This window comes from Caldisericia bacterium (genome assembly GCA_030018355.1).
GTDB lineage: Bacteria > Caldisericota > Caldisericia > B22-G15 > B22-G15 > JAAYUH01.
This window is the reverse complement of the sequence record JASEFN010000002.1, coordinates 78,601-93,601: the sequence shown is the minus strand read 5'-3', so window position 1 is coordinate 93,601 and position 15,001 is coordinate 78,601. Positions and strand designations below refer to the sequence as shown.

16 protein-coding genes are annotated in these 15,001 nt (G+C 28.5%); 1 reads left to right on the top strand and 15 read right to left on the bottom strand.

The window, feature by feature from the left end; translation table 11 throughout:
* Positions 1 to 3 precede the first annotated feature (3 nt).
* The 14 genes from QMD25_01990 to recA all read right to left on the bottom strand — a co-directional run bounded on the left by QMD25_01990 (position 4) and on the right by recA (position 13,080).
* Entirely contained in the window at positions 4 to 636 is a 633-nt protein-coding gene (locus QMD25_01990; GenBank protein ID MDI6860772.1) for a stage II sporulation protein M, read from the bottom strand.
* Positions 587 to 1,153 (bottom strand): DUF177 domain-containing protein, encoded by a 567-nt coding sequence (locus QMD25_01985; protein MDI6860771.1) that lies wholly within the window; start codon positions 1,151 to 1,153, stop codon positions 587 to 589. Before QMD25_01985 ends, QMD25_01990 begins: the two co-directional genes overlap by 50 nt.
* Complete coding sequence (locus QMD25_01980) at positions 1,154 to 1,600, bottom strand: hypothetical protein (GenBank protein ID MDI6860770.1); 447 nt, start codon at positions 1,598 to 1,600, stop codon at positions 1,154 to 1,156.
* On the bottom strand, positions 1,597 to 2,091 hold the full coding sequence (gene coaD / locus QMD25_01975) for a pantetheine-phosphate adenylyltransferase (protein MDI6860769.1): 495 nt from the start codon (positions 2,089 to 2,091) through the stop codon (positions 1,597 to 1,599). The genes QMD25_01980 and coaD overlap by 4 nt, the downstream gene beginning before the upstream one ends.
* Complete coding sequence (rsmD, locus tag QMD25_01970; GenBank protein MDI6860768.1) at positions 2,084 to 2,644, bottom strand: 16S rRNA (guanine(966)-N(2))-methyltransferase RsmD; 561 nt, start codon at positions 2,642 to 2,644, stop codon at positions 2,084 to 2,086. Before rsmD ends, coaD begins: the two co-directional genes overlap by 8 nt.
* A complete protein-coding gene (recG, locus tag QMD25_01965) occupies positions 2,641 to 4,920 on the bottom strand; it encodes an ATP-dependent DNA helicase RecG (GenBank protein MDI6860767.1) in 2,280 nt (759 codons plus the stop codon). The genes rsmD and recG overlap by 4 nt, the downstream gene beginning before the upstream one ends.
* On the bottom strand, positions 4,917 to 5,933 hold the full coding sequence (gene dprA, locus QMD25_01960; GenBank protein MDI6860766.1) for a DNA-processing protein DprA: 1,017 nt from the start codon (positions 5,931 to 5,933) through the stop codon (positions 4,917 to 4,919). The genes recG and dprA overlap by 4 nt, the downstream gene beginning before the upstream one ends.
* Positions 5,896 to 6,744, bottom strand: a complete 849-nt coding sequence (locus tag QMD25_01955; protein MDI6860765.1) for an MBL fold metallo-hydrolase — start codon at positions 6,742 to 6,744, stop codon at positions 5,896 to 5,898. The genes dprA and QMD25_01955 overlap by 38 nt, the downstream gene beginning before the upstream one ends.
* Positions 6,745 to 7,980 carry a tRNA (N6-isopentenyl adenosine(37)-C2)-methylthiotransferase MiaB gene (gene miaB / locus QMD25_01950; protein MDI6860764.1) on the bottom strand — a complete coding sequence of 412 codons (1,236 nt, stop codon included), beginning with the start codon at positions 7,978 to 7,980 and terminating at the stop codon, positions 6,745 to 6,747.
* The gene (locus QMD25_01945; GenBank protein ID MDI6860763.1) at positions 7,977 to 9,293 is read right to left on the bottom strand and encodes a hypothetical protein; all 1,317 of its coding nucleotides are present in this window, start codon (positions 9,291 to 9,293) and stop codon (positions 7,977 to 7,979) included. Before QMD25_01945 ends, miaB begins: the two co-directional genes overlap by 4 nt.
* A 1-nt stretch (position 9,294) precedes the next feature.
* Positions 9,295 to 10,086 (bottom strand): TIGR00282 family metallophosphoesterase, encoded by a 792-nt coding sequence (locus QMD25_01940; GenBank protein MDI6860762.1) that lies wholly within the window; start codon positions 10,084 to 10,086, stop codon positions 9,295 to 9,297.
* Positions 10,083 to 11,630, bottom strand: coding sequence for a ribonuclease Y (gene rny, locus QMD25_01935; GenBank protein MDI6860761.1), 1,548 nt, complete (start codon positions 11,628 to 11,630; stop codon positions 10,083 to 10,085). The genes QMD25_01940 and rny overlap by 4 nt, the downstream gene beginning before the upstream one ends.
* Positions 11,627 to 11,983: a RecX family transcriptional regulator gene (locus QMD25_01930; protein MDI6860760.1), complete on the bottom strand. Its 357-nt coding sequence runs from the start codon at positions 11,981 to 11,983 to the stop codon at positions 11,627 to 11,629. The genes rny and QMD25_01930 overlap by 4 nt, the downstream gene beginning before the upstream one ends.
* Positions 11,984 to 12,057: 74 nt before the next feature.
* Entirely contained in the window at positions 12,058 to 13,080 is a 1,023-nt protein-coding gene (gene recA, locus QMD25_01925; GenBank protein MDI6860759.1) for a recombinase RecA, read from the bottom strand.
* A 124-nt stretch (positions 13,081 to 13,204) separates the two neighbouring features.
* Between recA and lpdA the strand changes: the two genes are divergently transcribed.
* Entirely contained in the window at positions 13,205 to 14,596 is a 1,392-nt protein-coding gene (lpdA, locus tag QMD25_01920; GenBank protein MDI6860758.1) for a dihydrolipoyl dehydrogenase, read from the top strand.
* A gap of 67 nt (positions 14,597 to 14,663) precedes the next feature.
* On the opposite strand, the gene QMD25_01915 is transcribed toward lpdA, so the two are convergent.
* Positions 14,664 to 14,993, bottom strand: coding sequence for a thioredoxin domain-containing protein (locus tag QMD25_01915; GenBank protein MDI6860757.1), 330 nt, complete (start codon positions 14,991 to 14,993; stop codon positions 14,664 to 14,666).
* Positions 14,994 to 15,001 lie beyond the last annotated feature (8 nt).

The following is a 15,001-nucleotide window of genomic DNA, read 5'->3' as shown; positions in this document are numbered from 1 at the left end:
ATTTTAAATATTTTTAAGTAAAAACAATGATAAAAGAAAAGGCGTAAAAGTAACCTCTATTATTGATGCAATAAAAAGAAGAGGAATTACAATAATATATGATTTTAAATACAAATCAATAGATTTTATTCCATCTTTAGTAGGTGAGAGAGAGTGAGCAAAAGTCAAAGAGAGAAGAAAAGCAAAAATTTCAAAAATTCCATGAGGCGCTATGCCAAATAAAAAAACTGAAATAGGATTTGCCTTCTCAAATATTAAAGGAAGAGAGAATACAACAGCACCAACTAAAAATCCATTTATATATGCAACAATTTCTGAAAAGATTCCAAAAGTAATAAAACTTAATATGCCAGCCACAACAACAACTCTAAAATTGTTTAAAAATATAAAGAAAATTCTCCCAAAAATTCCTTTTTGAGTATAAGGAAGAAAATAGGTTTCAAGATGCTTTTTTATTTCATCAAAAATATTTTTAAATAAATCTTTATTTACATAAGATGAATTTTTTATAAAAATGAAAACAAAATATACAATAATTCCTCCAATTAAAAAAGAGATGAAAAATCTTAAGAAAAATTTGAATAATTCAAATTTTCTTTTTTTTATTTCCGTGAGAACGCTTTTTATTATCTTCATAAAGTTTTAAATAAAGTTTATAGAATGGGTTTTCCTCAATATCTTCTTTTTCAAGAAATTCAATGTGCTCACAAAATCCTTCGTTTAAATCTTTACCACAAATTGGACACAAACCTTTACAATCATCTTTGCAAAGTGGATATGGAGGGATTAAAACAATTATGTTTTGCCTTATTGCTTCTTTAATATTTATCTCCTCTCCATTAAACAAAAATGTTGAGAGTTCATCACGATTTAACAACTTTTTTGGTTGAATCTCTTCTCTTTTTGTTGTATAAATTTCGTCAATTTCTGCAACAAGTTTATATGGAAAAAATTTAAGACATCTTCTGCATTGTAGTTCAACAGTCACTTCAAAATTTCCTTTTACAGTAAATCCCATACCAATATTTTCTATTTCTATATCAACAAGAACCGGAGACAAAATTTTAAAACCTTCAATTTCATTAAAAGTAAGTTCGAGAGAAACCTTTTTTTTAAGACCTGTTTCTCTCTTTAGATCTCTTACACTTATCATTTAATCTTCCTCCGATAATGCGTTTATACCATCATTAATTATGTTTCTTGCCTTAAGAAGGTAGTTATCAACTTTTGACAAGAGTTCTTTTACAAACTCCTTACCCTCATTCTTAATTCTTTCTGCTTCCTCTCTTGCCTCTTTAAGAAGTCTTTCAGCCTCTTCTTTTGCCTCAAGAACTATTTCTGACTCATAAATCAATCTTTTCTTATCATTTTCAGCATTTTCAATTATTTTTTTTGCCCTTTCTCTCGCTTCAGATATAATACTCTCTTTATTTCTTAAAATCTCTCTTGCCTTTTCAAATTCAGAAGGAAAATTTTTTTCAATCTCTTCAATAATTGACAAAAGTTTTTTCTCATCTACCATCACCATATTTGAAAAAGGGACAGGTTTCCCTTTTTCGATTAAAGATTTTAAATTACTTAACAAACCTAATATGTTCATTTTACCCCTCTACTTTTAATAAATTTTACAACAGATTCTGGTACAAATTTGCTTATATCTCCATTATTTAAAATTAATTCTCTAACTAAACTTGAAGATAAAAGTGTATATTTACTATCACTCATTATATAAATTGTTTCAATTTCAGGATAGAGAACTTTATTAAATGAAGACATTTGAAACTCATAATCAAAGTCAGATGTAATTCTTAAGCCTCTAATTACAAATTTTATTTTATTTGCTTTAAGATAATCAATTAAAAGGCCATTCAACATTTGAACTTCAACATTTTCAATCTGTTCCACCATCTCTTTAACCATTAAAAATCTCTCTTCTTTTGAAAACATATAATTTTTGTTTTTGCTATCTGAAACCAAAACAATTAATTTATCAAAAATTTTAGATGCTCTTTTTATTAAATCAAGATGTCCCAAAGTAGGGGGATCAAAACTACCAGGATAAACCGCAATTTTTCCTTTTTCCTTATCCATTCGTGCTTCCTCTCCTTATTATTAAAAAATCTAAAATAGTTTCTCCAATTTTCAAACTTTTTACTATTTCAAAACTTGTTTTTAAACTTTCTCTTTTAGAGTGTTCATAAATTATTATTGTTTCATCTTTAATGATATTACTAATTGAAATTATTTCAAGTGCTCTTTCACCAAGCCCAAATTCATATGGTGGATCAAGAAAAATAAAATCTCCTTTAGGAAGAGAACCTTTTTCTCCTTTTAAAAATCTTAAAACATCTTTTTTTATAACTTTTGCTTTATCTATCAAATTTAAACTCTTAAGATTTTCAATTATTGTTTTAATTGATTTAAAATTGTTGTCTACAAATACAGCAAAACTTGCTCCACAAGACAAAGCCTCTATTCCAACTGCCCCAGAGCCAGCAAATAGATCATAAAAAACTTTATTTTCAATATGTCCTCTTAATGAATTAAAAAGTGATTCTCTTACAATATCAAGAGTTTCTCTTACTCTTCTGTCATTAACCTCTAAAATTTTTCTTCCCCTTAACACTCCAGATGTTATCCTCATGATATATCAAGTAATTTAAAATCTTTGAATCTCAAAGATAACTCTTTTAATAAATATGGATAATCGAGTAGTGAATAATTTTTAATAAAAGACTCAACATCTTCTCTCGCAATTTTTAAAATCTCAAAATCTTCTTCACTTAAAAGATTTACAATTTTAAACTCTGAAACTCCATGTTGTTTTTCTCCACCAAGTTCTCCAGTTCCTCTAAATTTTAGATCCCATTCTGAAATTTCAAGACCAGAATTAGTTCTTTCTAAAACTCTAACTCTTCTTAGAGAATCTTTATCATAATTTGAAAGAATTAAAAGACAGTATGACTCCTTATCTCCTCTTCCAACTCTTCCCCTTAATTGATGTAAAGTTAAAAGACCAAATCTTTGTGCATCTTCAACAAGAATAATATTTGCTTCAGGAACATCAATTCCAACTTCAATAACACTTGTTGAAATTAATATTTGTGTGTCACCCTCTCTAAAATTTTTAATCTTCGCTTCCTTTTCATCTCCCCTCATTCTTCCATGTAAAATATCAATTTTTACTCCTCTAAATATTTCTTTAAACTCTTCATATTTCTCTTTAACAGATGAAATCTCTAATTTTTCACTCTCCTCAATTAAAGGACAAACAACATAAATTTTTTCTCCATCTCTTAATTTTTCTCTTACAAATTCATATGCTTTTTCTTTTTCTTCTTTTGGAAACACAATTGTTTTCACTGGCTTTCTACCTGGAGGAAGCTCATCTATTGTTGATATATCTAGATCTCCATAAAGAGTAAGTGCAAGTGTTCTTGGAATTGGAGTTGCAGATAAAACAAGTGTATGAGGAAAACGACCTTTTTTAATTAACTCACCTCTCTGCAAAACACCAAATCTATGTTGTTCATCAACTATAACAAGAGATAGATTCTTAAATTCAATATCCTCCTCTATTAAAGCATGAGTTCCTATAATTATATCTATTTCACCCTCTTTCAATCTTTTTTTAATTTCGTCTTTATTTTTTGTGCTTCCGGTTAAAAGTTCAACTCTTATATTAAAAGGAGATAAAAATTTTTTAACATTATTATAAGTTTGAATTGCAAGAATTTCTGTTGGAGACATCATTGCTCCTTGTGTTTTATTTAAAACAGAAAGATAGAGTGAATATGCAGCAACTACTGTTTTTCCACTTCCAACTTCTCCATGTAAAAGACGATTCATTACCTTCCCACTTTTTAAATCTCTTTCAATTTCATCTATAACTTTCAATTGTCCTTTTGTAAGTTTAAAAGGGAGTGAAGATATAAATTTTTCTCTATCACTCTCTTTTACTTCATATTTCATCCCCAATTTCTCTTTTATCTTCATTTTTCTTACTTGAAGGAAAAGTTGAAAAAGGAAGAGTTCTTCATATTTCAATCTAAACTCACTCTTTTTTAGACTCTCCTTTGAAAGAGGAAAGTGAATATTTTTTAATGCAAAGTTTAAAGGTACAAGTTCTCTTTTTTTAATTATCTCTTTTGGAAGTGGATCAAATATAAATTTTTCTGTTAATTTAATTGCTTCATTTATACAATTTGAAATAATTTTAGAAGTAAGTCCTTTTGTTTGGGAATATATTGGGACTATTTTTTCTTTTGAATCATCTTTAAAACTCTCTATCTCTTCAAAATCAGGGTTTTCAATTTGCCATTCACCAAAATTATATGAAACTTCGCCCATAAGTAAAAACTTTTTTCCTTTTCTGAAAAATTTTTCAAGATAAGGTTGATTAAACCATACTCCATATAAACTTGAAGTTCCATCAAAAAATTTAACTTTTAATATTGAAAGATTGCTTCTTATATTTTTTTTCTCAATTGACAAAACTTCTCCTTGAACTTGTGCATACTCACCATTTTTTACATTAACAATTTTTGTAAGTTTTCCAAAATCAATGTACTTTCTCGGAAAATAATAAATAAGGTCATATGAGTTATAAATTCCTAATTTATTTAAAATCTCCTTTCTTTTTTCTCCAATTTGAGGAATCTTATCAAGGTCTATTTCTCTTAATTTAAAAATAGAGTCTATAATTTCATTAAATATATTCCAATAAATTTTTTTTCTTTTTTCTAAATTTTCCTCTTGATATTCATTTAAAAGTTTTTTTAATTTTTTTATATCAATTCCATATAATTCAAGATGTGAAATATTATTTAATAAAAATGAATTAAACCCGCCAATTACAGATTTATTGTCAAATTTTCTTTTTCTTTCAAGTATTAAAATATCGAGAATTTTATCTATCATCTTATTCTTTTTCTTATATAAAAATTTCCAGGAAAACTCTGAATTAACCCTTTACTTTCAAGAGAAACAAGAATAGAAAGATCTTTCGAAGATTCAATTATATCATCAATATATGTTATTGTATAAGGAACTTTTTCCAAAACTCTTTTTTCATCTTCATCTAAAATTGGAAGAGGAGTGTCTTTTGGTTTTATATTTAATAACTCAAGAATATCAGAATATTTACATAAAATATTAGCACCATCTTTTATTATCTTATGACATCCTTCTGATTTTTCGCTATTTATTTGACCTGGAACAGAAAAGACCTCTCTTCCAAAGTCAATTGCAAAATCAACTGTAATCAGTGCACCACTTTTTATAGGCGCCTCAACAAGAACAACTGCTTTAGATAGACCTGCAATTATTCTATTTCTCTCTGGAAAATGATAATCCCTTGGTTTTTCATCTGGAAAATATTCAGAAATTAATGCTCCATTCTCTTCAATTTTTTTAGAAAGAGTCAAATTTTTTGATGGATAAATAATATTTAACCCACTTCCTAAAACTGCATATGTTTCTCCTCCACCTTTTAAGGCTCCTATGTGTGCATATGTATCAATTCCATAAGCAAGACCACTTATAACAACTACCCCATATTTCACAAGATAAGATGACAACTCTTCACTTACAAACCTTCCATAATCACTACATCTTCTTGTTCCAACAATACTAACTCCAATAAAATCTTTTTTTAATTTACCTTTATAAAAAAGTGCTATTGGTGGATCATAAATATTTTTGAGAGGTTCAGGATAATTTTCATCAAGAAAAGTTATAAAGTTAATTCCCCTTTTGTTATAAAACTCCAACTCTTTTTCTTCTTTGTCAAAAGAAGAACTATTGATTTCTTTATGTATTAAATCACTTTTAATTAATTCCCATTTTTTCTTTCTTGATAAATTGAGTTTTAAGATTTTTAAAATAACTTCTTTTTCACCATAAAGGTTTATTAAATCTAAAAGGTTTTTCATAAAAGAGTTCTCTTTCTCCTTCAAGAAGCATCTCTTCTTTATTCAAAAATAAAGCATAGTTTAAAAGAGTTAACCCCCTTTTTTCAAAAATTGAAAAGTATTCTTTTAGTTTTTCTTTATAATCTAAATCTCTATATGGATGGTGCTCCATTATAAATATTTTAATATTTGTCTCATTTAATATTTTTTCTGTGCTTTTAATTGCTTTATCAAGAACTTCACTTACAGGGCCATCAAAAATTAAAATATCTGGTTTTTCATCAATAACAAAACTCTCTGAATTTTCACTTGAGAAACCTGATATATCAGATGAATAAATCAATTTTTCTCCATCATCAATTAAAACTGAAATAACTCCTCCCATTTTCTCATCTACTCCATGTGGAAATATCTTTGAAAATTTTATCTTTGTTTTTCCAAAATTTATTTCTCCATTAGCAATATGAAAATTCTTTGAGTTTTTTTCAAGAATATTTAATAATTTTTTTGCTCTCTCTTTTTGATTTTCACTTATATAATTTTCTGGATCTTTTATAAAAACAATTTTATTTTTATAAAAATCTTCATAATATGAAAAGTGATCCATATGATAGTGAGTTATAATTATTAAATCACACTCCATTGCTTTTTCTTTAAGAATTTTTTTTATTTTATCTGCTGCTCTAAATTCATAGGGAGTTGGAGGAAAGAGATTTTTTATTTGTGGAATTGAAAAACCAGGATCAATTAGAATTTTTAAATTTTCAGTTTGCACAAAGACAGATGTACTTCTTACACCAAGTGTCTCTCCAGCTATTGGAAAAATTTTCATCTAAATTCTCTTCCCAAAAAGTTCTCTTATGTTTACTCTTTCTACTTTTACTTTTACAATCTTTCCTAAATCGCTCTCCTTTACTCCTTCAACAATTGTTACTCTTCCACCCTTCTCTTTTCCAATTCCTTTACCCTCTTTTAAATTTTCAATTAAAACTTCAACCTCTTTTCCAATGAATTCACTATATTTTTTAAGAGTTATCTCATCTTGAATTTTTATTAGATAGTTGAGTCTTCTTAATTTTTCACTTTCTGGAATCTCGCACTCAAACTTTTCTGAAAAAGTTTTTGGTCTTTTTGAATAACTAAACATATATGCTCTATCAAATTCAATCTTTTTAACTGCATCAATTGTTAAAAGAAAATCTTCGTCACTTTCTCCAGGAAAGCCAACAAGAAGATCAGTTGTAATAGATGCATCTTTAAAAAGACTTCTTATTTTTTCAACTATTTTAATGTAATCTTCAATTGTATATCCCCTTCTCATTAATTTTAATACTTTATTTGATCCACTTTGAAGTGGTAGATGAAAAAGATGGAGTAAATTTTTAACTTCGCATAACTCTTCAATCCACTCTAATTTGAAATTTTTGGGGTGAGAGGTTAAAAAACTTATTCTTTCAAGAGGAATTTTTGAAACCTCTTTAATTACTTTTATAAAACCGTCCTGAATTCCAAGGTCTTTTCCATAATCATTAACATTCTGTCCAACAAGAACTATTTCTCTTGCTCCTTCATTATAAATTTCTTCAGCCTCTTTTAAAACAACTTCCAGTGGTTTACTCTTTTCGAATCCTCTTGCAAAAGGAACAATACAATATGAACAGAAGTGATTACATCCAAAAATAATTGGTAAATATCTTGAGACAAGGGGTAAACTTTTTCTACTTACATCAACCTCGATACTTTTTGCAATCTCTAAAAGTTCTTCCTCTTTATCATAAAGACCAACAATATATGGATTAAATTTATTCTTAATCTCATCTTTATATATTTCACCAAGACAACCTATAACAATAAGTTTTGCGTCTTTCTTTTTTATTTTATTTACCTTACCAATGTAAGAATAAATCTTGTGTTTTACTTTTTCTCTTACAGCACATGTATTAACAATGATATAATCAGCAGTTTTAACATCACTTTCCACACCTTTTGAAGACAAAAGGGAATATAAATAGAGTGAAGTGTACTCATTCATCTGACAACCAAAAGTTTTTATATGAAAGTTAATCACTCTTCTCTTTTTAGATATTTATCTATAAGTGCTTTAGCATCCTCTTTTGTTTTTATTTTTTCAAGAATTTGATGCGCTTTAAGATACATTAAAAGATCTCCAACAAATGGTGATGGTGTTAAACCATATTCTTTTACAATTTCATTACCAGAGATTACAAGTGATTTAAATCTATTCTTTACAAATAAACCAACAAAATCAAGAACTTCTTTTCTTGGAAATTTCTTTAAACCCTTATAGTAAAATGTAAGTAACATATAGGCTTCTATTGTTTCTTTTTTGTATGTTCTAAAGAATGTTCCAATAAAATCAACTGATAGGATGTCTTGTCCTTCATCAAAACTATTTTTCAAATATTTAAATGCAAAAATTATATTTTGTACCTTTGTACATGTTCTAAGAGATGCATTAAATTTCTTTCTAACAAAAAGAGCAGGAGTCTCTTCACTAAAGCAAAGTAGCGCAAGTTTAAATGTTTGAATATGAAACACCTCTTTCCCAACTGGTTCATTCCAGAAATTTGTGTAAACTTCTCTTACCTCTTCTTGTTTAAAATATTTATCTGGGTTTTTAACAGAATCATCAAGATTGGTTAAAGCCATATCAACAAATTCAAAATTTATATTTGGGAACAACTCTTTTAATACACCACTCTCATTTAAATCATATAGAATTTGATTATCCATCAAAAGAATTCTAAAAAACTCTTCTCTTAATCTTTCAGGAGAAACTCTATCTAAAAGAGATTTATTTGCTTGAAGATTTTTGAGAGTATCCTTTTCAATTTCAAAACCTAATGCATGTTTAAATCTAAACGCTCTTAAAACTCTTATTGGATCTTCTTCAAAAATATTGGAATTAGTTTGTTTTATAATTTTATTTTCAAGATCTTTTAATCCATTAAAATGATCAATAAAGAAATCCTCTTCATCTTTAAAAATTTTTGTAAGATTAACAGCCATTGAATTTATTGTAAAATCTCTTCTTTCTAACTCTTCTTTTAAATTTTCTTCATTTATGAAGGATACATCAATCCTTCTACCCTCCCTCATTATCATAACTCTTGCATAAATTTCTCTTTTTCTCAAATAAAATACACTTGCATTTAAAAAATGTGCAAGAGCCTTAACAGTGCTTGTTGGAGCGTCTACAATAATATCTATATCACTACTCTCTTTCCCTAAAAGCAAATCTCTAATATAACCTCCAACAAGGTATACTGTTGTATTGTTTAATGAAAAGAATAAATTAACGGACCTTAAGAGTTCGTCCTCTTTGATCCTTTTTTTAAGTTCTAAAAGTCTTTTCTCCATCTTATGCCCCCTCTTTTCCAAGGTTTATGTTATATCTTTTTATCATTAATGTTTTACCATTTTTTTCATTAATTTCAAGTAAAAGTGAATTTAATCTAAGATCCCCTTTTGCAACTTTAAATCTTGTGGGTAGTTTTGTAATAAAGTGGTGAATTGCTGCCTCTTTTTCAATTCCAATAACTGAATCAAAACTTCCAGTCATTCCGACATCAGTTATATAAGATGTTCCAGTAGGTAAAATCTCTTCATCTGAAGTTTGAACATGAGTATGAGTACCAATTAAAGCGGATACTCTACCAGAAAGAAAATGAAGCATTGCCCTCTTTTCACTTGTAGCCTCAGCATGAAAATCAACTATTTTAATTATTATATCATTAAATTTTTTTAATTCTTCATCTATTTTTCTAAATGGACAATCAATTGGCTCCATAAATGTTCTTCCCTGAATATTTATAATCAAAACCTTCTCTCCATTAACATCAATTACAGTACTCCCTTTTCCTGGTGTACCATCAGGATAATTAAGTGGTCTTAAAATTATATTGGGGTATTTTTCGAATACAAGTTTATACTCTTTATTATCCCATATGTGGTTTCCACTTGTTGCAACATTCACTCCAAATTTTAAAATCTCCTCAAACTTTTCCAAAGTTACACCAAAACCTCCAGATAAATTTTCAACATTAGCAATAACAAGATCTATTTTTTCTTTATTTATAATTTTTTGGAGGGTCAAACCAAGGACCCTCCTTCCTGATTCTCCAACTATATCACCAATAAATAGTATTCTCATTTAGCATATCCCAGTGCTTTACTCTCTCTTACAACTAAAACTTTTATTTGACCTGGATAAACAACCTCATTTTCAATCTTTTTTGCAATATCATATGCTAACTTTGGAAGAAGAGAGTCATCAATTGAATCTGGTTTAACAAAAACTCTAACTTCTCTACCTGCTTGAAGAGCATATGCTTTTTCAACTCCCTCAAAAGATGAAGCAATTCTTTCTAACTCTTCAATTCTCTTTATATATTGCTCTATTGATTCATTTCTAACTCCTGGGCGTGAAGCAGAAATTGCATCTGCTGCTTGAATTATAAAATCAAGTGGTCTTTCAAGTGGAATATCATAGTGGTGTGCTTGAATTGCATGAATTATCTCTTCATCTTCACCATATTTTCTTAAAAGTTCTGCTCCAATTTGAGCATGAGGCCCTTCAACCTCTTTATCAAGCGCTTTACCAATATCGTGGAGAAGGCCAGCCCTTTTAGCCTTTTGAACATCCATTTGAAGTTCGCTTGCAATTATACCTGCAAGATATGCAACTTCAACTGAGTGTTTCAAAACATTTTGACCAAAACTTGTTCTAAATTTTAATTTACCAATTAATTTAACTAAATCTTTATGCATATCAACAATATTTAATTCTAAAAGGGCTTTTTCTCCTTCCTCTAAAATTTTCTCTCCCATCTCTTGCTTTGCTTTTTCATACAACTCTTCAATTCTGGAAGGATGAATTCTTCCATCAAGAATAAGTTTCTCAAGTGTTAATCTCGCAATTTCTCTTCTAATTGGATCAAATGATGAAATTACAACTGCTTCAGGTGTATCATCTATTATTAATTCTGTTTCAGTTAATGATTCAAATGTTCTTATGTTTCTTCCCTCTCTTCCAATTATTCTTCCTTTAATTTCATCATTAGGAAGTGGCACAACAGTAATTGTTGATTCAGCAACAAAATCTACTGCAGTTCTTTGTATTGCAGTTGAAATTATCTCTTGAGCCTTAATTTTTTCCATTTCTTTTAATTTATCTTCATATTCTTTTATTTTTTTACTAATTTCTAAACTCAGTTCCTTTTCAAGTTTTTCCATTAGTTCTCTTTTTGCTTCTTCTTCTGTTAAATTTGCTATACGTAAAAGTTCCTGTTTATGTTTTTCATATTGTCTTGCGAGCGCTTCTCTCATTTTTCTAACTTCTTCTTCTTTTTGAGCAACTGTTTTTTCTCTTCTATCAATAGATTCAAGTTTCTTTTCAATAATCTCCTCTCTTTGAATTAGTTTTGCTTCAAGTTTTTGTATTTCTTGCTTCCTTAATTTTAGTTCTTTTTCAGTTTCGTTTCTTATTCTAACTGCCTCTTCTCTTGCTTTTGAAATTATCTCTTTTGATCTTGATTCAGCATCCTGAACTGCCATCTCTTTAATTCTCTGCGCCTCTTTTTCTGCTCCACCAATTTTACTTTCAGCAACATATCTTCTTATGTAAAAACCAACTAACCCTCCTAAGAGAAAAACTAATATTATTAAAACTTCATATGCAATTAATGATAAATTCATATCTCATCCTCCTTCTTTTTTAGAACTTCAAAAATTAAAGATTCTCTGAAACCTTTGTTTATAAGATAATTTACTTTTTTTTCAAAATCATCTTTTCTTTGAGAAAATTTCTTAATGTTTTCTTTTTCAAGTGATAAATCTAAAAATTTTTTTATGCTTTCTTCAACAAAATTTTTATTTAGACCTAAATTTATTAAATATTTGTATATTTTAAATTCACCCCAGCCTTTTCTTTGATAAAAATTAATTTTTCTCTCTATAAGAGAGAAATCATTTATAAAATTTCTATCTTTAAGATATTCAATTACCTCATCAATCTCTTTTTCATTATATCCACAATTTATTAATTTCATCTTTAACTCTATTTCAAAATAATCCCTATTCCCTAAAAGTTTAAGGGAATAGTTAAGTAGTTCTTTATTCAATTTTATTTATTTTCTTCTTTATTAAGTTTTTCTTCTTCTGGAAAAACTTTCTTTCTTACCTCTTTTTCTATATCTTTCAAAATTTGTGGGTTCTTTTCAAAAAATTCTAAAACATTCTTTCTTCCTTGAGCAATTCTTTCTCCTTTATAAGAATACCAAGTTCCACTCTTTTCTATTATTCCAAGTTCAGTTGCAGCATCAAATATACATCCACTTTTAAGCACGCCTTTCCCATAAATTATATCAAAATAAGCCTCTTTATATGGTGGAGCAACCTTATTTTTCACAACCTTTGCTTTAACTGAGGTTCCAATAATTGTTTCTCCTTCTTTTATTGAATCTCCTTTTCTTATTTCAATTCTTATTGTTGAATAAAATTTTAGTGCTCTTCCTCCTGGTGTAACTTCAGGATTACCAAACATAATTCCAACTTTTTCTCTAACTTGATTCACAAAAATTGCAACAGTTTTTGATTTTGATATTGCTGTGTTTAATCTTCTTAAAGTTTGAGACATAAGGCGTGCTTGAAGCGCCATATATTGATCTCCAATTTCTCCTTCTAATTCTGTTTTAGGTACAAGGGCTGCCACAGAATCAATAACAAGAATATCAATTGCTCCACTTCTTGCTAAAGTTTCTGCAATTTCAAGCGCCTGTTCAGCATAATCTGGTTGAGAAATATATAATTTTGCTAAATCTACACCAATTGCCTCAGCATATGCTGGATCAAGAGCATGTTCTGCATCAATGTAAACTGCATAACCACCTTGTCTTTGAACCTCTGCTACTGCTTCAAGTGCAACTGTTGATTTTCCACTTCCTTCTTGTCCAAAAATTTCAATAATTCTTCCTCTTGGATATCCTCCAACACCAAGTGCAATATCGAGAGTTAATATTCCTGAAGATATAACTTCAGTATCAAGGAGCTCCCTTTTTTCTCCAAGTTTCATTATGGAGCCCTTTCCAAATCTTTTTTCTATATCTGATATAGTTATATTTAGCATCTTCTCTTTTTCGTCAGCCATTATATATACCTCCTAAATTTTCCATTTTCTTCAATTTTACCAGATTTTAGAAAATATAAAAGATTTCAAGTTAATTTAATTTTTGTTAACATTAAAATAAATATATTATGGAGGAAAGGAAGAGATGGAAAAGTTTGATGTAATTATTTTAGGTGCAGGTTCTGCAGGATATGTAGCAGCAATAAGACTTGGAGATTTGGGAAAAAGAGTATTAATAGTTGAAAACAAAATTTTGGGTGGAACATGTCTTAATCGTGGTTGTATACCAACAAAAGCAATTTTAAAAGCATCTGAGATTTATAGAGAGTCAAAAGAATCAAAAATTTTTGGCATTAATATAGATAATGTCTCTTATGATCCAAAGGGTATAAAAACATGGAAAGATAATGTAATCAAAAAACTTGTCTTAGGAGTTGAATACCTTTTAAAATCAAGAAAGGTTGAAATAAAATATGGAAGAGGTTATCTTGTTGATGGAAACATTGTTGAAGTTGAAACCTCACAAGGGAAAGAGAGATTTGAAGGTAAAGATATAATTATTGCAACAGGATCAGAACCTCTTTTGATTCCTGCATTTAAAATTGATCACATTAATGTACTCACATCAGATGATGCGCTTGAGTTAACTGAATATCCAAAAGAAATGGTAATTGTTGGTGCTGGAGCTATAGGTATGGAATTTGCAACATTTTTTAATTCATTTGGTACAAAAGTAACTGTTGTCGAAATGATGGAAAATGTTGTTCCAACTTTGAAGGATAAAAAAATCGCAAACCTTATTAAAAGAATTTATGAAAAGAGAGGGATAAACTTTAAATTAGGAGTTAAAATTGAAAATATTGATATAAAAGATAACAGAGTGTATCTTACTTTAGGAAACGGTGAAATTCTTGAAACTGAAAAAGTTCTTGTTTCAATTGGAAGAAAACTTAACTCAGATAATATTGGTCTTGAAAAAGTGGGTATTCAAACTGATAAAGGAAAAATTGTTGTAAATGAATACTTAAAGACAAATGTTGATCATCATTATGCAATTGGTGATGTTGTTGGTGGATTACTTCTTGCACATAAAGCAATGAAAGAGGGTGAAGTTGTTGCAGAAATTATTGTAGGATATGATACAAAGATGGATTATAGAGTTGTGCCATGGGCAATATTTACAACACCAGAAATTGCATCTGTTGGTATAACAGAAGAAGAAGCAAAAGAAAATGGTATTGATGTTATAACTGGTGAATTTCCTTTTATTGCAAACGGAAAAGCAGTTTCAATGAATTCAACAGATGGAATTGTAAAAGTTGTTGCAAAAAGTGATACAAAAGAGATAATAGGTGCTCAAATTGTGGGACCTGATGCATCAGTTATGATAGCAGAAGTTGCGCTTGCGATTAAAAATAAGTTAACTCTTAAAGATATTTCTGATACTATACACACACATCCAACACTTTCTGAAGCAATTATGGAAGCAACTAAAGTTCCATTAGGAGAAGCAATTCATATTGTTGTTAAAAGATAATTTAAAATAAGATTTTTGAGAATCTTTAAGTTTCAAAAGAGTATGGGGTGGTTTTTACCACCCCTATTTAATTTCTATTTAAAATTTCGTTTAACTCTTTTTTTAAAGATTCAAAAGAAAGCGCTCCAACAATTGAACCGATTACTTTTTTATCTTTAAAAACAAGGAGTGTTGGTAGATTAACTATATCATATTCCGATGCAAGAAAACTATTTTCTTCAACATCAACTTCATAAAATTCAACTTCTCCATTATAAAGTTTTTCAAGTTTAACTAAATGTGGTTCAATCACTTTACACGGATAACACCACTCTGCTGTAAATTTCACAATTTTTATACCACTTTTATTCAAAATCTTCTCTTCAAAATCTTCTTGAGTTAATTTCTTTAAACTCATATTATAAA